The sequence below is a fragment of the Pseudomonas citronellolis genome, assembly GCF_001586155.1.
Taxonomy (GTDB): Bacteria; Pseudomonadota; Gammaproteobacteria; order Pseudomonadales; family Pseudomonadaceae; genus Pseudomonas; species Pseudomonas citronellolis.
Map to the genome: position 1 here is coordinate 939837 of NZ_CP014158.1, position 26189 is coordinate 966025.

A 26189-nucleotide genomic window follows, 5' to 3' on the forward strand; every position below is an offset into this window, starting at 1 on the left:
TCAAGCGGCACGCCAGAGGCCGCCCGGGAATTCCCCCAAGGGATTGTTTGACCATTAGTGAACCCAGAGAGACGGATGAACATCATCACCATCGCCAAACGCCTGTCCATGCTCGTGTTGCTCAGCGCCCCCGTGGCCGGCTGGGCGGCTGAATCCGTTGTCCCCGCCGCGCCGCAGCTGGCGGCCAAGGCCTGGGTGCTGATGGACGGCGCCAGCGGCCAGGTCCTGGTGGAGAACAACGCCGACGAGCGCCTGCCCCCGGCCAGCCTGACCAAGCTGATGACCGCCTACATCGCCACCAAGGAAATCGAGGGCGGGCGCATCGCCGAGAGCGACATGGTGACCGTCAGCGAGCACGCCTGGCGCACCGGCGGCTCGCGCATGTTCATCAAGCTGGGCTCGCAGGTGTCGGTCAGCGACCTGCTGCACGGCATCATCATCCAGTCGGGCAACGACGCCTCCGTCGCCCTCGCCGAGCACATCGCCGGCAGCGAGGACGCCTTCGCCGACATGATGAACAACACCGCGCAGAAGCTGGGCATGACCAATTCCCACTTCATGGACGCCACCGGCCTGCCGAACCCGGAGCACTACTCCTCGGCCCGCGACATGGCGACCCTGGCCCGCGCCATCATCTACGGCGAGCCGACCCACTACGCCATCTACGCGCAGAAGGAATTCCTCTGGAACAACATCAAGCAGCCCAACCGCAACCTGCTGCTGTGGCGCGACAAGACCGTCGACGGCCTGAAGACCGGCCACACCGAGGAAGCCGGCTACTGCCTGGTGGCCTCCGCCGTGCGTGACGGCCAGCGCATGATCGCCGTGGTGTTCGGCACCAACAGCGAGCAGGCCCGCGCCGCCGAGACGCAGAAGCTGCTGACCTACGGCTTCCGCTTCTTCGAATCGCAGACCTTCTACAAGAAAGGCGCCGAGCTGACCAAGGCCATGGTCTGGAAGGGCTCCGAGCATGAAGTGAAGGCCGGCCTGTCCGAAGACCTGACCATGACCGTGCCGCGCGGCCAGCTCAAGCAGCTGCAGGCCAACATGGTGCTGCAGCCGCAGCTGATGGCCCCGATCCAGCAGGGCCAGGTGATCGGCAAGGTGGAAGTGAAGCTGGGCGACAAGGTCGTGCGCACCTCCGACCTGGTGGCCCTGAACGCCGTGGAGGAGGGTGGTATCTTCCGCCGCCTGTGGGATAGCATCCGCCTGTTCTTCTACGGCCTGTTCAACTGACCGACGGTCCCCCGGGCTCGTACTTTTGTATACAAGCCCGGGAATTTCTACGCATGCGCGCGCCCGACTCAGGTAAAATGCGCGCCTGCGCCTGATCGACCTCCCCCGTGGCGTCGGCAGCCGTCAGGTCCGATCCATCCGGAACCTCCCGACCCGGGAGCTTCGTGCGGAGGCGGGCTACCCGCCCGCGACAGCCATGACTGAAACCACTGATACCAGCACTCCTCCCGCGCCCAAGATCGAGTTCCCCTGCGAACGCTACCCGATCAAGGTGATCGGTGACGCCGGCGACGGCTTCGCCGACCTGGTCGTGGAGATCATCCAGCGCCACGCGCCGGACCTGGACGTCACCACCCTGGTGAGCCGCGACAGCCGCAACGGTCGCTTCCTCTCGGTGCAGGTGCTGATCACCGCCACCGGCGTCGACCAGTTGCAGAACATCCACAGCGACCTGCGCGCCAGCGGCCGCGTGCACATGGTGCTGTGATGCCCGAGGCCGGTTCTTCCCTGGGCTTCCGCGAACTCGGCGTGCTGCCCTACGAGCCGACCTGGCACGCCATGCAGCGCTTCACCGCCGAGCGCGACGAGGGCACGCCCGACGAAGTCTGGCTGCTGGAGCACGAGCGGGTGTTCACCCAGGGCCAGGCCGGCAAGGCCGAACACGTGCTGATGCCCGGCGACATCCCGGTGGTCAAGGTGGACCGCGGCGGCCAGGTGACCTACCACGGCCCCGGCCAACTGGTGGCCTACCTGCTGCTCGACGTGCGCCGCTCGCACCTGGGCGTGCGCGAGCTGGTCACGCGCATCGAACAGAGCCTGATCGGCCTGCTCGAGGGCTTCGGCGTCAGCGCCGTGTCCAAACCCGACGCCCCAGGCGTCTACGTGGACGGCGCGAAGATCGCCTCCCTCGGCCTGCGCATCCGCAACGGCCGGTCCTTCCATGGCCTGGCGCTGAACGTCGACATGGACCTGGAGCCTTTCCGTCGTATCAATCCCTGCGGCTACGCAGGCATGGCCATGACCCAGCTGCGCGAGCTGGCCGGCCCCATCACCCTGGCCGAGGTGCGCGAACGCCTGCGCGGCGAACTCACCGAGCGTCTTGGCTACGCTGAACAGAAGACCCTAACGGGCGGGATCGAACTGAGATGAGCACTGTTGTGGAGACCCCGGGCCAAGGCAAGCCGGGCAAGGTGGAAGTCGGCGTGAAACTGCGCGGCGCCGAGAAGGTGGCGCGCATTCCGGTGAAGATCATCCCCACCGAGGAACTGCCGAAGAAACCCGACTGGATCCGCGTGCGCATCCCGGTCTCGCCCGAGGTGGACCGCATCAAGCAACTGCTGCGCAAGCACAAGCTGCACAGCGTGTGCGAAGAGGCCTCCTGCCCGAACCTGGGCGAGTGCTTCTCCGGCGGCACCGCGACCTTCATGATCATGGGCGACATCTGCACCCGCCGCTGCCCGTTCTGCGACGTCGGCCACGGCCGGCCGAAGCCGCTGGACGTGGACGAGCCGACCAACCTGGCCATCGCCATCGCCGACCTGCGCCTGAAGTACGTGGTGATCACCTCGGTGGACCGCGACGACCTGCGCGACGGCGGCGCCCAGCACTTCGCCGACTGCCTGCGCGAGATCCGCAAGCTGTCCCCCGGCATCCAGCTGGAAACCCTGGTCCCGGACTACCGCGGACGCATGGACATCGCCCTGGAAATCACCGCCGCCGAGCCGCCGGACGTGTTCAACCACAACCTGGAAACCGTGCCGCGGCTGTACAAGTCCTCGCGCCCGGGTTCGGACTTCGAGTGGTCGCTGGACCTGCTGCAGAAGTTCAAGCAACTGGTGCCCCACGTGCCGACCAAGTCCGGCCTGATGCTCGGCCTGGGCGAGACCGACGACGAGGTCATCGAGGTCATGCAGCGCATGCGCGAGCACGACATCGACATGCTGACCCTCGGCCAGTACCTGCAGCCCTCGCGCAACCACCTGCCGGTGCAGCGCTTCGTCCACCCGGACACCTTCGCCTGGTTCGCCGAGGAAGGCGCGAAGATGGGCTTCAAGAACGTCGCTTCCGGCCCGCTGGTGCGCTCCTCGTACCACGCCGACCAGCAGGCCCACGGCGGCAAGATCGGCTGACCGGCGCCCGATACCCCGGCCGGCCCGCAAGGGGCCGGCCGTTCATCCTGCGAATTTTCCCCTCCCTGCGACACCTCTCTTTCCCCTCCGCGCCATACCCACGAACCGCGCTTGCCCCGGGCCTCTGTGCGGCCGGTCACAGATATGGCTTACGGGAATAGTGGCACATTGCCAGGAAATAAGTGGGGCTGAAGGCGCCTTTCCCTGACTGTATAGGGGAAAAGTTCGATTGGGCGTATAGGGCGTTTCCTACGTTTTTTGGGGGTTCCCTTACCTTAATTCATTTCCGAGTTTGTTCGACCATTTGTCCGGGCCTTTGAAGACGCCCTGACAACCAACGAGTCAGTGCCAGCCAAGCGCTGCCTGACGCCGTATCGACTGGAGTTCGAACAAATGAGCAAGAAGCTAATCGCCGCCCTGGCGTGTCTTTCCGTGGCCGGCTTGTCCGGTGCGGCAACGGCTGCCGACGGTACCCTGACCTTCGAGGGCCTGGTCAACGCCAAGACCTGCACCCTCGAGCCTTCCAGCGCCAGCCAGCTCGTCACCCTGCAGCCGGTGAACGCCGACCTCCTGCAGGGCGCCGGGACGGTTGCCGGCTCGCAGACCTTCACCCTCAACACCACCGGCTGCGACGCCAATGCCATGGTCGCCGCGGTGTTCGCCACCGGCGGCAACGTCGACCCCGCCACCGGCAACCTGAACAACACCATCCCTCCCGCGAACGGCGGCACCAATGCGCAAGTCGCCCTGTTCCGCGCCGACGGCACCACCAAGATCGACCTGAGCGACATCTCCAGCTCCGGCGGCTACCAGGTGGAGTCCGGTGCTGACGGCAAGGCTTCCCTGGGGTTCGTCGCCAAGTATGCCGCGAGCAGTGCCACCACCACCCCTGGCGTACTGAAGACCAACCTGCAGTACACCATGAGCTACCAGTAAGTCCCGCTTCCCCCGGGAGGCGACTCCCGGGGCATCCACCGAGGTTTCCATGAGCATGCTGATTCGTGCTGTCGCAATGACGGCAGGGCTCGCCTTTGCCGCGTGCCTGAGCACTTCCGCCTGGGCCGCCGTCACCGTCCAGGGCACCCGCCTGGTCTACCCCGCCGGCGAGCGGGAAATCACCGTCCGCCTGAGCAACGACGGCAAGGTCCCGGCGCTGATGCAGATCTGGGTCGACGAAGGCGACATCCAGACGCAACCCCAGGATGCCGACGCGCCCTTCGTCATCACCCCGCCGATCTTCCGCCTCGACCCCGCCAAGGGCCAGTCGGTGCGCGTGGCCTTCAGCGGCGAGACGCTGCCGGACGACCGCGAGTCGCTGTTCTGGTTCAACGCCCTGGAGATCCCGCCGCTGCCGGACGCCAGCGAGCGCAGCTACATGCAGATCGCCGTGCGTTCGCGGCTGAAGCTGTTCTACCGCCCCTCGGGCCTGCCCGGCAGCGCCGCGGAGGCGGTGCGCAAGGTGCGCTGGCAGGTGCTGGAACAGGCGGGCAAGCGCGTACTGCGCGGGGAAAATCCCACGCCTTACCACGTCTCCTACGCCAGCCTGGGGCTGAAGCAGGGCGGGCGCGGCCACGATCTCGGCCCGGGCATGCTCAAGCCGTTCTCCCACGAGGACTTCGCCCTGCCCGCCACCCTGCAGGCCGCCGGCAGCACCCTGGAGTACAGCTGGATGAGCGACTACGGCGTCGCCACCGACGACAAGGTCAAGCTGCCGTGACCGGCATGGGCTCCTGCACAGGCTTCATCCGGCGCTGGAGCGGGCGGCGCGGGACCACCGTCGCCCTGGGCTCGCTCGCCGCCGCCCTGGCCGGCCTGCCGAGCCTCGTCGGCTGGGCGGACGACCAGCCGGTGCGCTTCGACACCGACTTCCTGCGCAACGCGCCGGGCCAGACGGTCGACCTGACGCGCTTCGAGCAGGGCAGCCCGGTGCAGCCCGGCAGCTACACGCTGGACCTGTACCTCAACGACAACTGGCAGGGGCGGCAGCGCGTCGAGGTGCGCGAGGACGCCAGCGTGTGCTGGGCGCGCGAGCAACTGCCGCTGCTGGGGCTGGCCATCGACCGCCTGCCGGCCGAGGCCCGCGAGGCGCTGCAGGCCGCCGACCCGGCGTGCATCGACCTCCAGCGCCTGATCCCGGACAGCCGGGTTGCGCCCGACCTGGCCGACATGCGCCTGGAACTGAGCATTCCCCAGGCCTACCTGCGCCGCACCCGCGCCGACCACGTCGACCCGCGCGACTGGGACCGCGGCATCACCGCGGCCTTCGTCGACTACAACGCCAACGCCTACCGCAGCGACGTCGGCGGCAGCAGTTCCAGCCAGTACTACGCCGGGCTCAACAGCGGGGTGAACCTCGGCGACTGGCGCCTGCGCCACAACGGCAGCTACAGCCGCTCCGACGGCGCTTCCGAGTACGACGCCATCAGCAGCTATGCCCAGCGCGACATCACCGCGCTGAAGTCGCAGCTGACCCTGGGCGAGTACTACACCCCCGCCGACCTGTTCGACAGCGTGCCCTTCACCGGCGTCCAGCTGGCCTCGGACGAGCGCATGCTGCCCGACTCGCAGCGCGGCTTCGCCCCGGCCATCCGCGGCACCGCCGAGACCAACGCCAAGGTCACGGTGCGCCAGGGCGGCAACATCCTCTACGAAACCACGGTGGCGCCCGGCCCCTTCATCATCGACGAGCTCTACGGCACCGGCTATGCCGGCGACCTTGAGGTCACCGTGACCGAGGCCGACGGCCGCGAACGGCGCTTCACCGTGCCCTTCGCCAGCGTGGCGCAGCTGCTGCGTCCGGGCGTGTCGCGCTACAGCCTCAGCGCCGGCGAGTACCGCGACGAGCGCCTGGACGACGCGCCTAAGTTCCTCCAGGGCACCTACCAGCGCGGCCTGTCCAACCTGTGGACCGGCTACACCGGCGGCATAGTCGCGCAGAACTACCTGGCGCTGCAGGGCGGGGTGGCGCTGAGCACGCCGGTGGGCGCCTTCGCCTTCGACGTCACCCGCTCCAGCGCCTCCGGCCTGGACCCGGTCCACGGCCTGGGCGGCGATGCCAGCGGGGAGAGCTACCGGCTGAGCTACAGCAAGCTGGTGGAGTCGACGCGCACCAACTTCGCGGTCGCCGCCTACCGCTTTTCCAGCGAAGGCTACCTGGGGCTGGGCGAGTTCGCCGAACTGAGCGACGGCTCCGGCGGCACCGGGCGCTTCCGCCAGCGCAACCGCCTGCAGGCCAACATCAGCCAACCCCTGGCGGACGGCTGGGGCAGCTTCTACCTCAGCGGCTCGGCGCAGAACTACTGGAACGTCGACGCCGGCAGCGACCTCAGCTACCAGGCCGGCTACAGCAACGGCTGGCGCTGGGGCAGCCTTAACCTGTCGGCCAGCCGCACCCGCTCGCAGTCCGGGCAGAGCCAGAACCAGTACATGCTCAGCCTGTCGCTGCCCCTGGGCCGCGCGCCCAGCTCGCCCTACCTGAGCAGTTCCTACAGCCGCACCGACAACGGCGCCAGCGATGCCCAGCTCGGCCTGTCCGGCTCCCTCGGCGAGCGCAGCGCCTTCAGCTACGGCGTCTACGCATCGCGCAGCCGCAACGACGGCGGCAGCAGCACCAGCAGCGGCGCCAACGCCCAGTATCGCGCCTCGGCCGCCTCGCTGTCGGCCAGCGTCAGCGATGGCGACGGCTACCGGCAACTGGGCGTGGGCCTGTCCGGCAGCCTGCTGGCCCATGCCGGCGGCATCAACTTCAGCCCCGACCAGGGCGAGACCAAGGTCCTGGTCGAGGCCCGCGGCGCCAGCGGCGCCGGCCTGGTCAACAGCACCGGCGCGCAGGTCGCCGGCAACGGCTTCGCCTTCACCAGCGGCCTCACCCCCTACCGGCGCAATCGCGTGGGGCTGGACCCCAAGGGCCTGGGCGAGGACGTCGAACTGCAACTGACCGAGCAGACGGTGGCCCCGCGCTTCGGCTCGGTGGCCCTGCTCAAGTACCCGACGCGCAACGGCCAGCCGCTGCTGCTGACGCTGCGGGACGAGGACGGCGGCAAGCTGCCGGTGGGCGCCGAGGTGCTGGATGCCGAGGGTACCAGCCTGACCCTGGTGGGGCAGGGCAGCCGCGTGTTCCTGCGCGCCGAACAGGCGCAGGGCGAACTGCTGGTGCGCTGGGGAACCAGCCCCGACCGCCAGTGCGCGGCCGCCTACCAACTGCCGGAAGCGAAGGCCGAAGGCCAGCCGTTCTTCCGCCTCGAGGCGCTCTGCCGCCGATCCGCCAACTGACAGGTGGGCGCCCGGCGTCCACGGAGACTCCCCATGCTGAGAACAACCCTGTCGCTCTGCCTGCTGCTGTTCGCCGCGCCCTCGGCCTGGGCTTCCTGCGCCTTCGTGCCGGGCTACATGACCTCGGTCTTCAGCGTGCCCATCGATAACGTCCTGGCCGTTCCGCGGGACGTGCCGGTCGGCACCGCGCTGTTCGACAGCGGCTGGCAGCGCGCGACCGGCGTGACCATCCGCTGCGACAGCAGCGGCCAAGCACAGGGCCAACTGGGCGGGGGCTTCGGTGCGCCACTGTCGGGCATTCCCGGGTTCGGCAATGGCGAGGTGCTGGATACCGACATTCCGGGTGTGGGCATCCAGGTGTTCTGGTGCAACTACGACTCCAAGTGCGGAAGCCCTCCCGTGCCGAACGAGAGCGTGTCGCTGGTACAGAAGCTGGACTGGCGGGTGTTTGCCGAGACCTATTCGCCCAGGAACAACTGGTGGGTGCGGCTGGTGAAGACCGGGCCGCTCCAGGCTGGCCTCCACAGCTTCGCTGGCACGGCGACGGTACGCTACATCGACCTGGACATCGGTACGCTCAGCGTCCAGGGCTCGTTGACCACCAGCGCACCGACCTGTCGGCTGGACACGCCCAACCTGGTGGTGCAGATGCCCACCGCGCCCCTGGATGCCTTCCAGGGCCCGGGGGTATTGCCGGAGCCCTGGCAGAAGCGCTTCGACATCAACCTGCAGTGCGACGCCGGCATCCGCCTCAGCTACCGGGTCGACCCGCTGTCGCTGTCGGCCGCGGCGGTGGGTGTCATGGCCAACCGCGAGGGGCCGCACATGGCCAGGAACGTCGGCATCCAGCTGTTCCACGGCGATGGCGACGACGCGCAGCCGCTGCCCATCATGACCAAGCTGCTGCACACCCCCTCGACCGCGGCCGGCCTGGTGCGCATCCCGCTGCTGGCCAGGTACTACCAGATTTCCCCGAAGGTCACCTCGGGGCTGGTGACCACCTCGGCCACGCTGACCCTGACCTACGAGTGAGGCCTTCCATGTTCAACAGAACCCTGGGTTGTGCCCTGTGCCTGCTGCTGTGCCTAGCCGCACCGGCGGCCTGGGCGAAATGCAGTTTCAAGCAGGGCTACATGAAGTCCGTCTACAAGGTCGAGCTGCCGGCGGACCTGGACTTCCCCCAGGACCTGGCGCCAGGCCGGATGCTGTATTCCAGCGCCTGGCAAAACGCCACCGGCGTGCGCATCGCCTGCAACGCCTCGGGCTGGGTGTCCGGGCGGGTGGCGGGGCACATCGGCCCGCTGCTCGAGGTGCCGGGCTGGTACAACGGCGGCGTGCATTCCACCAACGTGCCGGGCGTGGGCGTCGCCGTGTACTGGTGCAACCGGGGCAACAGCTGCGAGCCCTCGCTGCCGGTCACCAGCCTGGACTGGGAGGTCGGGCCCTGGGACTACGATCCGGAGAACAACTGGCTGGTGCTGCTGGTCAAGACCGGGCCGATCGCCTCGGGCGTGCACGACTTCCTCGGCACCGCGACGGTGAGCTACGACAACCTGGACGTCGGCGAGCTGAGCATCCACGGGCGCTTGAAGGTGACCGCCCGGGGCTGCCGGCTCGACCCCGCCAGCAGCACCCAGACCATACGCCTGCCGACGGTCCCGGTGGATGCCTTCCAGGAGGGCGGCGTGTTGCCCGACCCCTGGCTGGGGCGGCCCTTCGACCTGCGCATGGAGTGCGATCCGGACATCCGCCTGAGCTACCGCATCGATCCGCTGTACCCCAGCAACTTCCCCGACGTCCTGGCCAACCGGCAGGGCGACGGCCTGGCGCGCAACGTCGGCATCCAGCTGTTCCGCGAGCTTGGCGGCAAGAGCGTGGTGCTGCCGCTGCGGATGACGGTGTTCGAGGGCTGGACCCAGGGCGGCGCGCAGCGTATCTCGCTGTTCGCCCGCTACTACCAGACCGGCGCGCGGGTCACGCCCGGCGCCCTCAACACCGCTGCGACCTTCAGCATGATCTACGAGTGACGCATTCGACATCCTGAGCCCTGGCGGCGGAACCCGTTTGCATTTGCGCGGACGGGCCGTTGAGCCAGGGCGGCGACACCCCGATCATGGTCCGACCCGGCAGGCGCCTGCCGCCGAGCCGGGGCACATTGCCACGGAGCGGGGGAGTCGTGTGCGGAGGTTCCGGGCACCGTTCGTCTGCCACTGGATGGAGAACGAGAAGTGTCACGGAAATGCTTGCGTGTCGGACCCTTGTCATTGCCCATGAAATCCCTGGGGTTGTCGATCGCCTCGGGCCTGGCGCTACTGTCGCCGGTGCTGGCCCAGGCCGACTGCTCCTGGAGCAACGGCGGCTCGGGGTATGCTGGCCCCGGCAAAGTCGATTGGCCTCTACCTGCCACGCTGTCGGTTCCGCGGGATAAACCGGTAGGCGCGGTGCTCTGGCGTTCGGGTTGGAAATGGGGGGCCACCGGCATGCTCAACCGCTGTTCGGCGGGGCGTATCAGCGGCCGCCTGAGCAGCGACATCGGCCAGCCCACCGGCAATCCTGCGGTCCATGCCACGAACGTTCCCGGTATCGGCATCGCGGTGTTCTGGTGCAACGTGGGCCAGTCTTCCTGTGTGCCCGATCCGTTTCCGCTCGGGCTGACCGACAACCGCACCTGGTCGGAAGTCTCGGCGCTGAACTGGAGCTACCGGGCCGGCACCTACGATCCTTTCACGCACTTCATCGTGTATCTGGTGAAGACCGGCGACGTCAGCCCCGGCGTGATACGGATCGGTGGCCTGTCACAAGTGTTCTACAACGCCATCGAGGTCTCCCAGCTGACCCTGTCGGGGCAAACCATCGTCAGCGCGCCCGCCTGCCAGATCACCTCGGGCACCGACGTGCGCGTGCGGATGCCCCAGGTGACGGTCACCGACTTCCCGCCGGGCATCGGGGTGATGACCGACGACAGCAAGGCCGCCCCGTTCAAGATCGGCCTGCTGTGCAGCGGCAGCATGAAGGTCAGCTACAGGATCGATCCGCTGAACGCCGCGACCGTCGCCAACGTCATCGACAATGCGAAGGGCGCGGACTACGCGGCGGGCGTCGGCATCCAGCTGTTCCAGGGCGACGCGTCCAGTTCCACGGTGCTGCCGCTGTCCACCCGCCTGACCCAGGCGAACGTCTCGGGCTCCAACCTGCCGCTGTCGATCCCGCTGGTGGCCAGGTACTACAAGACTTCCAACCGCATCAGCGGCGGTGCGGTGCGGGCTTCGGCGATGTTCACGCTGTTCTACGAATGAGGCGGTCGGTGCGGGCCGGCGTTGCCGGCCCGCACTGGACCTTTCAGTCGCCTTGCTGCAGGCGCGCCAGCAGCGCCGGAGTGGGGTAGCCGTCGGCCGGCAGGCCCTGGCTCTGCTGGTAGGCGCGGATGGCCGTGCGGGTGTTGGCGCCGATGATGCCGTCCGGGTTGCCCGGCTGGTAGCCGCGGGCGGCCAGGCCCTGCTGCAGGGCGATGCGCTCGCTGCGGCTGAGCGGGCGGTCTTCCACCGGCCAGCCGGCCTCGATGCGGCCCAGGCCCTTGAAGCTGTCCGACAGCAGCCCGACGGCCAGCGCATAGGCGGTGGAGTTGTTGTACCTGAGGATGGCGCGGAAGTTGTCCAGCACCAGGAAGGCCGGGCCGCGGTAGCCGGCCGGCAGCAACAGCGAGGCCGTGGCCTGGGGGTTGCCCGGCAGGCGCCCGCCCACCGGTTGCACGCCCAGGCGCAGCCATTCGCCGATCGGCTTGCGGATGCTCATGTCGGCCTGGGCGTAGTCGAAGCCCTGGGCCAGGCGCACCTCGAAACCCCAGCTCTGGCCGGGCTTCCAGCCGGAGGCCTGGAGGTAGTTGGCGGTGGAGGCGAGGGCGTCGTCGGCGGAGCGCCAGATGTCGCGGCGGCCGTCGCCGTCGAAGTCCACCGCGTACTGGTCGTAGGTGGTGGGGATGAACTGCGTCTGGCCCATGGCGCCAGCCCAGGAGCCGACCATGGCGCTGGCCGGCACGTCGCCGTGCTGGATGATCCGCAGGGCGCTCAGCAACTGGCCGTGGGCGTACTCCGGGCGGCGCCCTTCGTAGGCCAGGGTGGCCAGGGAGCGGATCACGTTGCGCTCGCCCATGTTGTTGCCGAAGTTGCTTTCCATGCCCCAGATCGCCACCACGGCCTCGGCATCCACCGCGTAGCGGCTGTCGATGCGCTGCAGCACGGCGGCGTTCTGCGTCAGCTTGCCCTGGCCATTGCGGATGCGCGCCGGCGACACGGCGCCGGCCAGGTATTCCCACACCGGCCGGGTGAACTCCGGCTGGCTGCGGTCGGCGGTGACCACCGCCGGGTCGGGCTCCAGGCCGGCGAAGGCCTGGTCGAAGGTCTGCGCGCTGATGCCGGCGGCCAGGGCCTGCTGGCGGAAGCCCTCGCGCCAGGTCTCGAAGCTGATGGACGGCAACGGCTGGCCATCGGCGTCGAGCAGCACGCTGGCCGTGGACGGCTGCGAATTCGCCGCCGGCGCGTCGGCGCAGGCGGAGAGCACGCAGGCACTGAGAAGGGTCAGGCAGAGGGGAAACAGACGGAAGGGTGAAGCGGGTGTGCGCATTGCGCTCCTCGGCGGGTTCTTCAGGCAGCGGCCACCTTAGCACGCGGACGCCGGAGCGTCTGCCGCCGGGCCGGGCGCCGCGATGACAGGTTGTTGCAGGTTCAGGGGGCGGGCTTGGCCTTGGCGGCGCTCTGGTCCAGCTCCTTGAGCATCTGGTCGTAGGCCGCGCAGTCGTCCGGGCGCTCCTTGCTGGAACGGCTCTTCTTCATGGCGGCGAGCTGGGCGTTGAGGCGCTTGGCGGTTTCCGGGTCGCGCTGGGTGATGGCGGCGACCTTGTCCGCGACCTGGCGGCCCTTGGCCAGGGCCTGCTGGTCGGAACAGAAGGCCCAGGCCGAGCCGGCCATGGGCAGCAGGGCCAGCACCAGGCCGGCGGCGAGTGTCCTGGTGTTCATCGTGCTTCTCCGGGTGTCGTGCCTATTCCATGGAGGCTCGAACGGGCTGCCAAGTTCAATCGAACTGGCCGGGAAGCGCAGGGGGCGGGGAGGGACGAGGGCGGGGCGATGCGGAGGGACGTGCGGTTTTCAGGCTGCCAGAAAGAACGAAGCCTCCCAGTTGTGGGAGGCTTCGCGGCGGTAGCTGCCTTTGCCTTTCTGCGGTTTTTCCTGGCGGCTGCGGAACAGCGGTTGGGCTACCAGGGACTTGGCCTTGTTCGGCCGCTTGGCTTTCTTCGCCATGCTCTTCTCCTCGGGATGAACGCCCGCCCATTGCGGGCGCGGGCATCATCGGCGCTTTCGCCGGGAATGTCCATGCTCGGCTCAGGCCTTTGGTCGGTTGCGCCGGACCTCGCCGGGGGTGACGCCGAAGCGCTGCTTGAACAGACGGCTGAAGTGGGCCTGGTCGGCGAAGCCCCAGCGGTAGGCCAGCTCGCCCAGCGGCAGGTTCGGCGGGCCGCTGCTCAGGGCCTCGTGGCAGGCCTGCAGACGCAATGCGCGAATCCACTCCTGCACGCTGCGGCCGCTGCCCTGGAACAGGCGGTGCAGGTAGCGCACCGAAATGCCGCAAGCCGCGGCGATGCTGGCTGGACTCAGGTCGTTGTCGCCGAGGTGGCGGTGGATGTGCCGCTCGATGCGCAGCAGGTGGGCGGCGCTCACCGCGCTTTCGCCGCTCTCGCCCGGGGCCTGGCGCTCCAGGGCCAGGCCCAGCAGTTCCATGAGCTGGCGGCCAAGGTGCGCTTCGTCGCCGGGGTGCAGTTCGCCGAGGCGCCGCACGCACAGCTCCAGGTAGTCGACGAAAAGGGCGCCGGCGCCCTGGCTGGCGTCGAAGGCCAGGGCGCAGAGGCGATCGGGTGCGGCCACGTGGCGGCGCAGGGTGGTCTCGGGCAGCTTGAGCACGCGCAGCAGGTTGTCCTGGGCGTAGTGGAACTCGTAGGGCTCGGCGCTGCGCTCGAGGACGAAGGACCCGGGCGCGCAGCGGATGCTGCGGCCGCGCTGGGTAAATTCGAAACAGCTGTGCAGCGGCAGCGTCAGCAGGAACGACGCCTCGTCGCAGGCGCTCAGGTGGCGCGTCTGGCGGCGGTAGCACAGCGGCGTGGAGCGCAACTGGGAGAGCGACAGTTCGCCCAGGTCGAAGAGCTCCAGGCTGGCGCACAGGGGCTGGGGCCCGGTGTAGTCCAGTTCCAGCGGGAAATAGGCGCCGCTGACGCACTGGTTCCAGTAGGCCTGGCGCTGCTGTTCGGGCTGGCTGGCGGTGTCGAAGCGGGCGATGGCGGTCATGGCGGGCGCTGTGTGGCTGGCGTGCAGGGGCGTTTTCCAAGCAGGTCCCGTGCCGCATCCCGGGCAACGGCCGGGGCGGGGCCCCGGCCGTGCGGCTCAGCGCTGGCGCGTCAGGCGGTAGCAGCCGGACTCGTGCAGCTCGACGACCCAGCTGGGGCGGATGAGGATGTTGGTGGTGGCTTCCTCGATCACCGCCGGGCCGTGCAGGCGGTCGCCGGCCAGCAGCAGGGCGCCCTGGTAGACCGGCGTGTCGGTGCGGATGCCGTCCTCGCCGAAAAGCATCGGCCGGCTGCCGGCCAGGGCCCGCTGGGCATGGCCGTCGCTGGCCGCCAGGCTGGGGAAGGGCGGGCGCGAGACGCGGCCGATCACCTGGCTTTCCAGGTTGACGATCTCCACCGGGTTGTCCGCCTCGGCGTAGGTGTAGAGCGCCTCGTGGCGGCGGTGGAAGGCTTCGACTATGGCCGGCAGGGTGTCGGCGTTGACCTGCAGGTCGCCGATTTCCACCGTGCATTCGTGGATCTGCCCGACGTAGCGCATCTCCAGGCTGCGCACCACGGCGATGTCCTCGTCGCGGAAGCCGTCGCCGCGCAGGGTGGCGCGGCCCTGCTGCTCCAGTTCGGCGAAGGCCGCTTCCAGGCCGGCCAGGTCGGTGTCCTCGCGGGCGAGGATGGGGTAGGTGGCCAGGTAGTTGTGCTTCACGTCGGAGAGGATCTGCCCGAGCGCGCACAGGCCGGAGGCGACCTTGGGGATCAGCACGGTGTCGATGCCCATGTCCTCGGCCAGCGCGGTCATGTGCACGCCCGCCGCGCCGCCGGCGCCGATCAGGGCGAAGTCGCGCGGGTCGTAGCCGCGCTCGATGGACACGCGGCGGATGCCGTTGACCATGTTGGCGTTGACGATGGCGTGGATGCCCCAGGCCGCCTTGTCCACGTCCATGCCCAGGGGCTCGGCGATCTTCGTGCGGATGGCCGCCAGCGCCGCCTCGCGGTCCAGGCTGATGCGCCCGCCCAGGCGCGCCTCGGGGTTGAGGTAGCCCAGGGCGAGGTTGGCGTCGGTCACCGTCGGCTGCTCGCCGCCCTGGCCGTAGGCCACCGGGCCGGGGCTGGAGCCGGCGCTCTGCGGGCCCACCTCGAGCATGCCGTAGGGGTTGATGTGGGCGATGGAGCCGCCGCCGGCGCCGAGGGTCTCGACCTGGATCATCGGCACGCCGATGCGCTGGCGCAGGAAGTCGGCGTCGCGGCTGAGGTTGGTCTTGCCTTCGCGGGTCAGGGTGATGTCGAAGGAGGTGCCGCCCATGTCCACGGTGATGACGTTGCGGATGCCGAATGGCTGGGCCACGAACAGCCCGGCCTGGGGCGCCGAGGCCGGGCCGGAGTTGATCGCGTTCACCGCGCGGCCGCGCATGTGCTCGCCGGTGGCCAGGCCGCCGTTGGACTGGAAGTAGCGCACCGGGCGCTGGGCGCCGAGCTGGCGGAAGTAGTCGTCGATCTTCGCCACGTAGCGCGCCATCACCGGGCTCAGGTAGGCGTTGACCAGGGTGGTGGAGGTGCGGGTGTATTCGCGGATCTGCGGGAACACCTCGGTGCCGGTGCAGACGAACACCCCCGGCAGCATTTCGCGGAGGATGGCCGCGGCGCGCTGCTCGTGGGCCGGGTTGCGCACCGACCAGAGGAAGGACACGGCGACCGCCTCCACGCCCTGCTCGGCGAACAGTCGCGCGGCCTCGCGCACGTCGTCCTCGTTCAGCGGCGTGTGCTCGCGGCCATCGGCGAGGATGCGCCCGCGCACCGGGCGGCGCAGGAAGCGCCGGGCCAGCTGCGGCGCCGGCGGGTAGTCGGGGTCGTAGCGGTAGCCTTCTTCCTTGTGGCCCAGGCGGATCTCGATGCTGTCCTCGTGGCCGGCGCTGGCCAGCAGGCCGACCTTCACGCCCTTGAGTTCGATCAGCGCGTTGAGCGCCACGGTGGTGCCGTTGATGCAGAGGTCGCAGTTGGCGACGACCTCCTGCACCGGGCGGCCCAGCGCCTGGCTGATCTGGCGCAGGCCGTCAGCGATGGCCAGGGTGCCGTCCTGCGGGGTGGAAAGGGCCTTGAACAGGTGAACGCGGCCTTCGCGCTCGGCCAGGATGAAGTCGGTGAAGGTGCCGCCGGCGTCGACACCGAGGCGGTATTGGCTGTGCATGTCGGTTTCCTCAGGCGGTTTGGCGGCGTTGGGCGGTGGCGTCGTGGTCGACTTCGCCGGCGGGGCTCAGCACCACGCCGTAGTCGAGTTCGGCGCCCTGCGGCGAGACCAGGCCGTCGCGCACGTCGCGGGCGACCGCCTCGGGCAGGCGGCGGAAGGCCGGGCCGTAGCCGCCGCCACCCGGGGTGCGGTTGACCAGGCGCTCGCCGGGTTTGAGCACGGTCATGACGTTGCGGGTGTGCTTCTCGTGCTCGCCGGCGCGGACGATCTCCACGCCGCCCAGCTTGGGCGCGTCCAGGCCGTTGGCCGCGCCGGCGGCGCCCATGGTGGTGCGCTGGCGGCCTTCGCCGAAGGAGATCACGGTCATCTCGTGGTCCAGCGGCTCCACTTCCAGGCAGGTGCCCGAGCCGCCGCGCAGCTGGCCGGCGCCGGCGCTGTCGGCCATCAGGCCGTAGCGGTGGATGAGGATCGGGTAGCTGTACTCCAGCAGCTCGATGTCCCCGGAGTAGAGGGCGCCGAAGCAGCACAGCGGGCCGCAGGCGTGCCAGCCGTCCAGCTCCGAGGTGGCGCCGGCGCCGGAGATGATCGAGGCCAGCACCATGGTCACGTATTCCTCGCCGGTGCGTGGGTCGACGCCGGCGATGTTCACCCCGCTGGTGTGCCCCCAGGAGGCGGTGACGCGTTCCGGCGCGGCCTGTTCGAAGGCCTGGCGCACGGCGTCGGTGAGGGTTTCCATGGGCGTGGTGGTGCAGTTGACGTGGGGCGCCGGTTCCTCGGCGTTGCACAGGGTGCCTTTCGGCCCCAGGTCCACGGTCACGCAGCGGTACAGCCCGGCGTTATAGGGCGGCGGCACCTGGGCGAACATCATCAGCCCGAGGTAGATGCCCGACATCGAGTTGCCGGCGTAGGAGTTGATGAAGTAGGGCACCTGCGGCGGGCTCTGCACGGCGATGTGGCAACTGTCGTCCTCGATGGTGACGGTGGCGCTGATGGCCAGTTCGCCCAGGCCGTGGCCGGAGTCCTCCAGCACCGCGTGGCCGGTGTAGCTGCCGTCGGGCACCGAGCGGATCAGCTCGCGCATCTGCCGGTCGGCCATGTCCTTCAGCTCGGCGATGCACTCGCGCACCGTGGCCACGCCGTACTTGTCCAGCAGGGCGACCAGGTTGCGCTCGCCGACGCGGCAGGCGCCGTACTGGGCGTTGAGGTCGCCCTCCTGGTTGCGCCGGGCGCGCATGTTGGTGAGCAGCAGGTTGATCACGTCCTCGCGGCGGCGGCCCTTTTCCCACAGCTTCACCGGCGGGATGCGCAGGCCTTCGGCGTAGATTTCCTTGGCGTCGGGGTTGTAGCCGGCCGGCACCGGGCCGCCGATGTCGGTGAGGTGGCCCTTGCACACGGTCCAGAACACCAGTTCGCCCTGGTAGAACACCGGCTTGTACATGCAGCAGTCGATGATGTGGCTGCCGGCGTAGGTGGGGTCGTTGTGGTAGATCACGTCGCCTTCGGCGATGTCGTCGCCGAAGTAGCCGGACACGGCTTTCATCGCCGGGATCAGCGAGCCCAGGTGGATGGGGATGTCCTGGCCCTGCAGGATCATTTCCGAGTGGTGGTCGAAGAGCGCGTTGGAATAGTCGTGGGCGAGGTTGAAGACGCTGGAACGGCTGGTTTTCTCCAGCGTCAGGGTCATCTCGCGCTGGGTCATCTCCAGCGCGCCGCGCACCACGGCCAGGGTAATAGGATCGGCCGGCATCGCTTTGTTCTCCTTATCGGCGGGTCGATGGGGCGACGATAGGGAGGCGCCGGCCGGGCGTATTGCGCGGCAGCGCAGTGGTTTTTGTCGTACAGCGCACAGGTGCCGAACGGGGGCTTTCCGGCATCAACCTGTAGGAGCGGGCCCTGCGCGCGATTCGCGCGCAGGGCGCGCTCCTACCAGGGAACGGCGCGGGTGAGCAGCGTAGGAGCGGATCTCATCCGCGAATCGCGCCGGGACGTCCGGCCATCGCGGACAAGGTCCGCTCCTACGGCTCCGGCAAACCCGACACCCCGTAGGATGGGTTGAGCGAAGCGATACCCATCACCTGGGTCTGTAGGAGCGGATTTATCCGCGATTCGCGCGCAGGGAGACGGCAGGGGGATCAGCCCGGCGGCAGCGGCAAACGCTGGCCGGCCAGCAGCAGCGCCAGGCGCGCCAGGCCGTTCCAGGCGTCGCCCTGGGCCTGGCCCTTGATCTGCGCGTCGATCAGCTGGGCGTCCTGCAGCAGCTGGTTCCAGCGGTTGCCGCTGTGGCGCTGCAGGGCGCGGGTGAGCAGGGGGCGGCGTTTGTCCCACACCGGCGGGCGGCATTGGGCGAAGGCCTTGTCCAGGGGCACGCCCTGGCCGAACTGCTGGGCGATGCCGGCCAGCTGGCGGATTTCCCGGGCCAGGGCCCAGAGGATCACCGGCGGCTCCACGCCCTCGCCGCGCAGGCCTTCGAGCATGCGCAGGCTGTGCGCGGCTTCGCCGGCCAGGGCCGCGTCGATCAGGCCGAACACGTCGAAGCGCGCGCTGTCGGCCACCGCCGCCTGTACGGTGGCGGCGTCGAGCTGGTTGCCGTCGGCCAGCAGCTTGAGCTTCTCGATTTCCTGCGCGGCGGCCAGCAGGTTGCCTTCCACCCGCGCGGCAATCAGGTCCACCGCGTCCTGGCTGGCGGCGAGGCCGGCCTGGGACAGGCGCTGGCGGATCCACTGCGGCAGCTGGTGCACGTCCACCGGCCAGATCTGGATGAACTGCGCGGCCTCGCCGTCGATCAGCGCCTTGGCCCACTTGGTCTTCTGGGTGGCGCCGTCGAGCTTGGGCAGGGTGACCAGCAGCACCGTGTCTTCCGGCGGGCGCTGCAGGTATTCCTGGAGGGCGGCGGCGCCCTTGTCGCCGGGTTTGCCGGAGGGCAGGCGCAGCTCCAGCAGGCGCTTCTCGGCGAACAGCGAGAGGCTGGCGCCGGCTTCCAGCAGCAGGCCCCAGTCGAAGTTGGCTTCGGCGTTGAACACCTGGCGTTCGCTGAAATCACGCTGGCGGCAGGCGGCGCGGATGGCGTCGCAGGCTTCCTGGCAGAGCAGCGGTTCGTCGCCGCTGACCACGTAGACGGGGGCCAGGCTGCCCTGCAGGTGCTTGGCGAGTTGGGCGGGATTGAGCTTCATGAAAGTACTGGGGCCGGCATGGCCGGCCCCCTGGTCCTCTTACTGCGCCTTGGGCAGTTCGATCGGCGACTGCTGCGGCTGCTGCCTGGCCGCTTCGTCCGCGGCCTTGAGCGCGTCGGCTTCGGCCTTGGCCTTGGCTTCGGCCTGCTGCTGCAGGTATTCCAGGCGGGCCGGGGTGAGCATCTGCAGGCGCAGGGCGAGTTGCTGCACCAGGTCGCGGCGCATTTCCTTGCGCAGCTGGGCGGCTTCCTGGTCGGAGCCGATCAGGTTGTTCTCGTCGTGCAGGTAGACCTTCTGCACCTCGACCTTGTCGGTCATCAGCAGCAGGTTGTCGGCGCCGCGCACTTCGTAGTCGACCGTGGTGGTCAGCTCGTACTCGGCACTGCGCGCCGAGCTGCTGTAGCTGGCGGTGCGCTGGGTCTCGGCCTCGCTGGCGAGGAACAGGTGGTAGGGCGCGCTCTTGGTCACTTTCACGCCGCTGTTCTCCAGCAGGCGCTGCAGGTCCTTGACGGTGTCGCCATAGGCGTTGCGCGCGCTCAGGTCGACTTCCTTGAGCGCGAAGTTCGTATCGCCCAGGCCGCGCAGGTGGAAACCGCAGGCGGCCAGCACGGTGGTCAGGCCGATCAGCGCGATGCCGGTCAGGATACGTTTCATCAAGCTTCCCTCACTCCTGTTGATCCGGGTTGCCCGCGGCAAGCGCCGCGGGCGAATGCCATCAGTTGGCGACGATGTTGACCAGCTTGCCGGGGACCACGATCACCTTGCGGATGGTCAGGCCGTCGGTGAAGCGCAGCACGTTCTCGTTGGCGCGGGCGGTGGCCTCGACGTCCTCGCGGCTGGCCTCGGCCGGCACTTCGATGTGCCCGCGCAGCTTGCCGTTGACCTGCACCACCAGTTGCAGGGTGTCTTGCACCAGCGCGCTCTCGTCGACCTGCGGCCAGGGCGCGTCGATCACCGCGCCGGTGTGGCCCAGCTCGTGCCAGAGCACGTGGCAGATGTGCGGGGTGATCGGCGCCAGCAGCAGGGCGACGGTCTCCAGGCCTTCCTGCAGCAGGGCGCGGTTGCCGGCGCCTTCCTGCGGGACCTTCTCCAGCACGTTCATCAGCGTCATCACCGCGGCGATGGCGGTGTTGAACTTGTGGTTCTGGCCGATATCCTGGCTGGCCTGCTTGATGGCCAGGTGGATGGCGCGACGGATTTCCTTCTGCGCGTCGTCCAGCGTGTCCTGCGCCACGGCGGCGGCGAAGCCGGCGTTGACGTGGGCCTGGGCCAGGCGCCAGACGCGGCGCAGGAAGCGGCTCGCGCCCTCGACGCCGGAGTCGGACCATTCCAGGCTCATGTCCGGCGGCGAGGCGAACATCATGAACAGGCGGCAGGTATCGGCGCCGTAGGCGTCGATCATGGCCTGCGGGTCCACGCCGTTGTTCTTCGACTTGGACATCTTCTCGGTGCCGCCGATCTCCACCGGCAGGCCGTCGGTCTTCAGGCGCGCGCCTATGACCTTGGCCTTGGCGTCGCGCTCGACTTCCACGTCGGCCGGGTTGAACCAGTCCTTGCCGCCGTTGGCGGTGGTGCGGTAGTAGGTCTCGGCGACCACCATGCCCTGGGTCAGCAGGTCCTTGAACGGCTCGTCGGAGTCGATCAGGCCCTCGTCGCGCATCAGCTTGTGGAAGAAGCGCGCGTACAGCAGGTGCAGGATGGCGTGCTCGATGCCGCCGATGTACTGGTCCACCGGCAGCCAGTAGTTGGCGGCCTTCTTGTCCAGCATGCCGTCCTCGAACTGCGGGCAGGCGTAGCGGGCGAAGTACCAGGACGACTCGACGAAGGTGTCCATGGTGTCGGTTTCGCGCTTGGCCGGCTGGCCGCATTTCGGGCAGTTGCACGCGTAGAATTCCGGCATTTTCGCCAGGGGCGAACCGGCGCCGTCCGGCACCACGTTCTCCGGCAGCACCACCGGCAGCTGGTCGGCCGGCACCGGCACGTCGCCGCAGGCTTCGCAGTGGATGATCGGGATCGGGCAGCCCCAGTAGCGCTGGCGGCTGATGCCCCAGTCGCGCAGGCGGAACTGGGTGCGCGCCTGGCCCAGGCCCTTGGCGGCCAGGTCGGCGCCGATGGCGTCGAAGGCGGCCTGGTAGCCGAGGCCGTCGTACTTGCCGGAGTTGACGGTGCGAATGCTGTCGTCCTTGGCGCCGTACCACTCCTGCCAGGCGCTGGCGTCGTAGCCGTCGTCGCCGGCGGCCAGGGTGATCACCTGCTTGATCGGCAGCTGGTACTTGTTGGCGAACTCGAAGTCGCGCTCGTCATGGGCCGGCACGGCCATCACCGCGCCTTCGCCGTAGGTCATCAGCACGTAGTTGGCGATCCACACCGGCAGCTTCTCGCCGGTCAGCGGGTGCTCGACGAACAGGGAGGTGGCGACGCCCTTCTTCTCCTGGGTGGCGATGTCCGCCTCGGCGACGCCGCCGCGCTTGCACTCGTCGATGAACGCCTGCAGGGCCGGCTCGCGCTGGGCGGCCAGGGTCGCCAGCGGGTGCTCGGCGGCCACGGCCACGTAGGTGGCGCCCATCAGGGTGTCCGGACGGGTGGTGAAGACCTTCAGCTGGCCGGCCTCGCCGATGGAGGCCTGGTCGTAGGGGAAGGCGATCTCCATGCCGCGGGACTTGCCGATCCAGTTGCGCTGCATGGTCTTGACCTGTTCCGGCCAGCCCGGCAGGTGGTCGAGGCTTTCCAGCAGCTCTTCGGCGTAGGCGGTGATCTTGAAGTAGTACATCGGGATTTCGCGCTTCTCGATCAGCGCGCCCGAGCGCCAGCCGCGGCCGTCGATGACCTGCTCGTTGGCCAGCACGGTCTGGTCCACCGGGTCCCAGTTGACGGTGCCGTTCTTGCGGTAGATCACGCCCTTCTCGAACAGGCGGGTGAACAGCCACTGTTCCCAGCGGTAGTAGTCCGGCTTGCAGGTGGTGACTTCGCGCGACCAGTCGATGGCCAGGCCCAGGCTGTTGAGCTGGGCCTTCATGTAGGCGATGTTGTCGTAGGTCCAGGCGGCGGGGGCGACGTTGTTCTTCATCGCGGCGTTTTCCGCCGGCATGCCGAAGGCGTCCCAGCCCATCGGTTGCAGGACGTTCTTGCCCTGCATGCGCTGGTAGCGGCTGATCACGTCGCCGATGGTGTAGTTGCGCACGTGGCCCATGTGCAGCTTGCCGCTCGGATACGGGAACATCGACAGGCAGTAGAACTTCTCCTTGCCGGGGACTTCCTCGACGCGGAAGGAGTTGTGTTCGTTCCAGTACTTCTGGGCCTGGGATTCGATCTCGAGAGGCTGGTATTGCTCGTGCATGGCGCGACTTGGACCTGTACGGAATAGACGGCGCGGCCGTGGGAGCGGAGCGGGCGCTCCCGTCTTGCCGGGGCACCGCGGCGGCCGGTCGGCAAGGGGCTGCATAAAGCCTCGTAGCATACATGAGCCCTCCCCGAGCCGGTAGCCCGCGCCGTTTGTCGCGCGCTCGGTGGCCCGGGGGCCGGGGCGCTAAGCTTGGCCTGAGGGCGGGAGGTTTCCGCCTGCTTGAGGTGACTGATGGCTGAGCTGCATCGTGCAAGTTTGTCGGGTCCCGGTCTTTATGAGCGGTTGTTGCATCGACTTGAACTGGCCCTGGACGAGGCCGAGACCGCGGAACGCCTGCGCGATGAGCATCCCGAGGAATTGGAGTTGCGCGGCCTGAGCAGCGCGGAGATGCAGCTGATCCGCGCCTACCTCGACCAGGACGTCAACTGGCTGCGCGGCTGGCACGCCGCCGCCGAGGAACTGGCGCTGATCGAGCACGCTCCCGCCCGTTCCACGCGGGCGCGCCTGGGCGGCAGCGCCGGCAAGACGCGTCCGTCCCACCGCCACCTGCAATTGCTCTGCGCGCTGTGCGGCACGCCGGTTGTGTACAACCGCCAGCACGGGGTGATGCCCTGCGCTTCCTGTGGTTCGCAGTTGTTCCGCGGCTCCCGCGGGCGTTGATTCCGCGCGTTCATCCGCTAGGCTGTGGCGCTCCATGAAAGGAGCCGCCGATGCCGTTGCGCTATCTCATCAAGCAGATCCTGATGCCGCCGGGCATCCTGCTCATTCTCCTGTTGCTGGGCTTCGTCCTGCGCCGCCGTCGGCCGAGGCTGGCGTTGGCCTGCTTCGTCGCCGGGTTCGCCGGCTTCTGGCTGCTCAGCCTGCCGCTGACGGTGGAGTGGGGCGCGCGCCTGCTGGAGCGCCAGCCAACCCTGGTGCGTTCGGAGTGGGCGGGGCTGGCGCAGCGCGCCGAGGCCATCGTCATCCTCGGCGCGGGCCGCGAGCGCGGCGACCCGGCCTGGGGCGACGACCAGCCCGGGCTCATGGCCCGCGAGCGGCTGCGCTACGCCGCGCGCCTGGCCAAGGCCAGCGGCTTGCCGATCCTGACTTCCGGCGGCCTGCACTACGGCACGCCGCCCAGCGAGGCGCAGATCATGGCCACCAGCCTGGCGGATGACTACGGCGTGAGCGTGCGCTGGCAGGAAGGGCGCAGCCGCACCACCTGGGAGAACGCCGCCATGAGCGCGGAAATCCTCCGCCAGGCCGGCGTGCGCCGCGTGGTGCTGGTCACCCAGGCGCAGCACATGCCGCGTGCGGTCTGGAGTTTCGAGGCCAATGGCCTGGAGGTGGTGCCGGCGCCGATGGGCTTCATCGGCGTGGACAACGCCCGCCCGTTCGGCGGCTGGTTGCCGGAGGCCAAGGCGTTCTGGCAGAGCAACCAGTTGCTCAACGAGGCGCTGGGGTTGCTGGGCTACCGGTTGTTCTATCGCTGAAGGGATGCATCGCGGACCTTGTCCGCGATTCGCGCGCAGGGCGCGCTCCTACAGGGGAACGATGTGGATGGGGCAACGTAGGGCGGATAACCGTTCGCGGTTATCCGCCGCCTGACCTTGGCTGCATTCCGCTCGGTGTCGAGCACGGAGCCGCTGTTGAACTCAACCTCAGCGTACAACCGCGAACGGTTGTACGCCCTACGGATCAGCCGAACATCCGGCGCTGCTCGGGCGCGGCCTGGCGGCGCACCACGGCCCAGAGCGCCAGGACCACCGCCAGGGCGCCCAGCGGCCACAGGCGCCATTTCAGGTAGGGCGTCAGGCCCTGCATCGGGGTGACCTCGCCGCGCAGCACGCCCTGCTGGAACTGCGGGATCTCGTGGGCGATGCGGCCCTGCGGGTCGATCAACGCGGTGACGCCGTTGTTGGTACCGCGGACCATCCAGCGTCCGGCTTCCAGGGCGCGCATCTGCGCCATCTGCAGGTGCTGCAGCGGGCCGATGGAGGTGCCGAACCAGGCATCGTTGCTGATGGTCAGCAACAGTTGGCTCTGCGCCGCCAGGCCGGCGGCGAACTCCGGGTAGACCACTTCGTAGCAGATGTACGGCGCGACGGAGTAGCCCTTGGCCTTGAGCAGCGCCTGGTCGGCCGGGCCGCGGGCGAAGTCGGACATGGGCAGGTCGAAGAAGGTGATCAGGCCGCGCAGCAGGTCCTGCAGCGGCACGTATTCGCCGAAGGGCACCAGCTTCTGCTTGAGGTAGTCGCCGCTGCCGTCGCCGACCACGGTGATGCCGTTGTAGTAGTGCACGCCGTCGGCGTCGCGCTGGCGCATGGGCACGCCGGTGATGAGCGCGGCGCGCTTCTGCTTCGCCATCTCGTCGAGCATGCCCAGGTAGCCGCCGGCCTGGTCCTTGAGCAGCGGCACGGCGGTTTCCGGCAGGACGATCAGGTCGACGTCGTGCTGCTCGGCGCTGAGGTCGCGGTACAGCTCCAGTTGCGCGGTGACGTGCTTGGGGTCCCACTTCATGTCCTGGGCGACGTTGCCCTGGATGGCGGCGACGGTCAGCGGCTCGCCGGCGGGGGAGGTCCAGGCGTGGCCCTTGAGGACGAGGCCGGCGATCCATGGCGCCAGCAGCAGGACCAGGCCGACGACCAGTTGCGCCGGGCGGAAGGTCAGCTGCGGCAGGTTGATCAGCAGCGCGGCGCACAGGGCGATGCTGAAGGAGATCAGCCACACGCCGCCTATCGGGGCCAGGCCGGCCAGGGGGCCCTGCAACTGGCTGTAGCCGGTGAAGAGCCAGGGGAAGCCGGTGAGGAACCAGCTGCGGAACACCTCCAGGCCCAGCCACAGCGCGGCGAAGGCCAGGGAATCGCTGACCGGCGCGTTGTTGCGCCGCAGCAGGCGCACCCAGGCCCAGGCCGGCAGGCCGAAGAAGAACGCCACCCCGGCGCTGAAGCCGACCACCAGGAAACCGGCCAGGGCCGGCGAGGCGCCGCCGAAGTCGTGGATGCTGTAGTAGATCCAGCCGGTGCCGGCGAGGAAGGCGCCGAAGCCGTACCACCAGCCACGCCACAACGCCGAGCCCGGGGTGACGCCACGCAGCCCGAGGTAGAACAGGGCGACGGAAAGCAGCGCCAGCGGCCAGATGCCGTAGGGGGCCAGGGCCAGCGGGGTGATGGCGCCGGCGGCGAGGGCCAGCAGGTGGCCCGGCCAGCCGGGACGGGTGATCCAGCGCATCGGTATTCCTTGGAAGCGATTTGGCGATGCGCAAGAGTAATGGAGAGACGAACGGTCGGCTATGGGGGCAAGGGCGAAAAGCCATGAGGCGTCTGCGACGCTGTGTTGCAGGATGTCTGAACGGCCCGTAGGCGCGGAGCTTGTCCGCGGCGGGAGGCGTTCTTCGTAGGATGGGTTGAGCCTTGCGAAACCCATGCGGTTGCGGTGATGGGTATCGCTTCGCTCAACCCATCCTACGATGGTGCTTCCCTGGAACTGTAGGAGCGGGCCCTGCCCGCGATTCGCGCGCAGGGCGCGCTCCTACAGAGGGGTGTGGGAG

At 68.9% G+C, this 26189-nt stretch carries 22 protein-coding genes; 12 read left to right on the forward strand and 10 right to left on the reverse strand.

Annotated features, from left to right (window positions below; genetic code table 11):
- The first annotated feature begins 75 nt into the window (after positions 1 to 75).
- The 10 genes from PcP3B5_RS04325 (at position 76) to PcP3B5_RS04370 (ending at position 10933) form a co-directional block, all read left to right on the forward strand.
- Entirely contained in the window at positions 76 to 1236 is a 1161-nt protein-coding gene (locus PcP3B5_RS04325; RefSeq protein ID WP_009617298.1) for a D-alanyl-D-alanine carboxypeptidase family protein, read from the forward strand.
- Positions 1237 to 1432: 196 nt separating this feature from the next.
- Positions 1433 to 1723, forward strand: a complete 291-nt coding sequence (locus tag PcP3B5_RS04330) for a DUF493 domain-containing protein (protein WP_009617299.1) — start codon at positions 1433 to 1435, stop codon at positions 1721 to 1723.
- Positions 1723 to 2385, forward strand: a complete 663-nt coding sequence (gene lipB / locus PcP3B5_RS04335; RefSeq protein ID WP_009617300.1) for a lipoyl(octanoyl) transferase LipB — start codon at positions 1723 to 1725, stop codon at positions 2383 to 2385. The genes PcP3B5_RS04330 and lipB overlap by 1 nt, the downstream gene beginning before the upstream one ends.
- Positions 2382 to 3365 carry a lipoyl synthase gene (gene lipA / locus PcP3B5_RS04340; RefSeq protein ID WP_009617302.1) on the forward strand — a complete coding sequence of 328 codons (984 nt, stop codon included), beginning with the start codon at positions 2382 to 2384 and terminating at the stop codon, positions 3363 to 3365. Before lipB ends, lipA begins: the two co-directional genes overlap by 4 nt.
- Positions 3366 to 3758: 393 nt before the next feature.
- Positions 3759 to 4301, forward strand: a complete 543-nt coding sequence (locus tag PcP3B5_RS04345; RefSeq protein WP_009617304.1) for a fimbrial protein — start codon at positions 3759 to 3761, stop codon at positions 4299 to 4301.
- Positions 4302 to 4350: 49 nt separating this feature from the next.
- Entirely contained in the window at positions 4351 to 5082 is a 732-nt protein-coding gene (locus tag PcP3B5_RS04350; RefSeq protein ID WP_043313755.1) for a fimbrial biogenesis chaperone, read from the forward strand.
- A gap of 5 nt (positions 5083 to 5087) precedes the next feature.
- Entirely contained in the window at positions 5088 to 7637 is a 2550-nt protein-coding gene (locus PcP3B5_RS04355) for a fimbria/pilus outer membrane usher protein (protein WP_082816438.1), read from the forward strand.
- Between the two features lie 33 nt (positions 7638 to 7670).
- Entirely contained in the window at positions 7671 to 8669 is a 999-nt protein-coding gene (locus PcP3B5_RS04360; protein ID WP_061560641.1) for a fimbrial protein, read from the forward strand.
- 8 nt (positions 8670 to 8677) lie between these two features.
- On the forward strand, positions 8678 to 9664 hold the full coding sequence (locus PcP3B5_RS04365; RefSeq protein ID WP_061560642.1) for a fimbrial protein: 987 nt from the start codon (positions 8678 to 8680) through the stop codon (positions 9662 to 9664).
- Between the two features lie 243 nt (positions 9665 to 9907).
- The gene (locus PcP3B5_RS04370) at positions 9908 to 10933 is read left to right on the forward strand and encodes a fimbrial protein (protein ID WP_082816251.1); all 1026 of its coding nucleotides are present in this window, start codon (positions 9908 to 9910) and stop codon (positions 10931 to 10933) included.
- A 43-nt stretch (positions 10934 to 10976) separates the two neighbouring features.
- On the opposite strand, the gene PcP3B5_RS04375 is transcribed toward PcP3B5_RS04370, so the two are convergent.
- From PcP3B5_RS04375 to leuS, 9 genes are all read right to left on the reverse strand, one after another.
- Positions 10977 to 12281, reverse strand: a complete 1305-nt coding sequence (locus PcP3B5_RS04375) for a lytic murein transglycosylase (protein ID WP_371263889.1) — start codon at positions 12279 to 12281, stop codon at positions 10977 to 10979.
- Between the two features lie 77 nt (positions 12282 to 12358).
- Positions 12359 to 12649, reverse strand: coding sequence for a hypothetical protein (locus tag PcP3B5_RS04380; RefSeq protein WP_009617320.1), 291 nt, complete (start codon positions 12647 to 12649; stop codon positions 12359 to 12361).
- A 129-nt stretch (positions 12650 to 12778) separates the two neighbouring features.
- Positions 12779 to 12931, reverse strand: coding sequence for an alternative ribosome rescue factor ArfA (arfA, locus tag PcP3B5_RS04385; protein WP_043313745.1), 153 nt, complete (start codon positions 12929 to 12931; stop codon positions 12779 to 12781).
- Positions 12932 to 13012: 81 nt separating this feature from the next.
- Positions 13013 to 13969, reverse strand: a complete 957-nt coding sequence (locus tag PcP3B5_RS04390) for a helix-turn-helix domain-containing protein (RefSeq protein WP_058071575.1) — start codon at positions 13967 to 13969, stop codon at positions 13013 to 13015.
- Positions 13970 to 14065: 96 nt separating this feature from the next.
- Positions 14066 to 16147 (reverse strand): caprolactamase subunit alpha, encoded by a 2082-nt coding sequence (capA, locus tag PcP3B5_RS04395; protein ID WP_061560644.1) that lies wholly within the window; start codon positions 16145 to 16147, stop codon positions 14066 to 14068.
- 10 nt (positions 16148 to 16157) lie between these two features.
- Positions 16158 to 17831 (reverse strand): caprolactamase subunit beta, encoded by a 1674-nt coding sequence (gene capB, locus PcP3B5_RS04400; protein ID WP_237142649.1) that lies wholly within the window; start codon positions 17829 to 17831, stop codon positions 16158 to 16160.
- Between the two features lie 448 nt (positions 17832 to 18279).
- Complete coding sequence (holA, locus tag PcP3B5_RS04405) at positions 18280 to 19317, reverse strand: DNA polymerase III subunit delta (RefSeq protein ID WP_009617330.1); 1038 nt, start codon at positions 19315 to 19317, stop codon at positions 18280 to 18282.
- 39 nt (positions 19318 to 19356) lie between these two features.
- A complete protein-coding gene (locus PcP3B5_RS04410; RefSeq protein WP_043273491.1) occupies positions 19357 to 19971 on the reverse strand; it encodes an LPS-assembly lipoprotein LptE in 615 nt (204 codons plus the stop codon).
- 61 nt (positions 19972 to 20032) lie between these two features.
- Positions 20033 to 22654 carry a leucine--tRNA ligase gene (leuS, locus tag PcP3B5_RS04415; protein ID WP_061560645.1) on the reverse strand — a complete coding sequence of 874 codons (2622 nt, stop codon included), beginning with the start codon at positions 22652 to 22654 and terminating at the stop codon, positions 20033 to 20035.
- A 237-nt stretch (positions 22655 to 22891) separates the two neighbouring features.
- On the opposite strand from leuS, the gene PcP3B5_RS04420 reads away from it, so the two are divergent.
- Entirely contained in the window at positions 22892 to 23320 is a 429-nt protein-coding gene (locus PcP3B5_RS04420) for a hypothetical protein (RefSeq protein ID WP_009617334.1), read from the forward strand.
- Between the two features lie 50 nt (positions 23321 to 23370).
- Entirely contained in the window at positions 23371 to 24132 is a 762-nt protein-coding gene (locus PcP3B5_RS04425; RefSeq protein WP_061560646.1) for a YdcF family protein, read from the forward strand.
- 205 nt (positions 24133 to 24337) lie between these two features.
- Here PcP3B5_RS04425 and lnt read toward each other — a convergent pair whose 3' ends face one another.
- Entirely contained in the window at positions 24338 to 25870 is a 1533-nt protein-coding gene (gene lnt / locus PcP3B5_RS04430; protein ID WP_061560647.1) for an apolipoprotein N-acyltransferase, read from the reverse strand.
- Positions 25871 to 26189 lie beyond the last annotated feature (319 nt).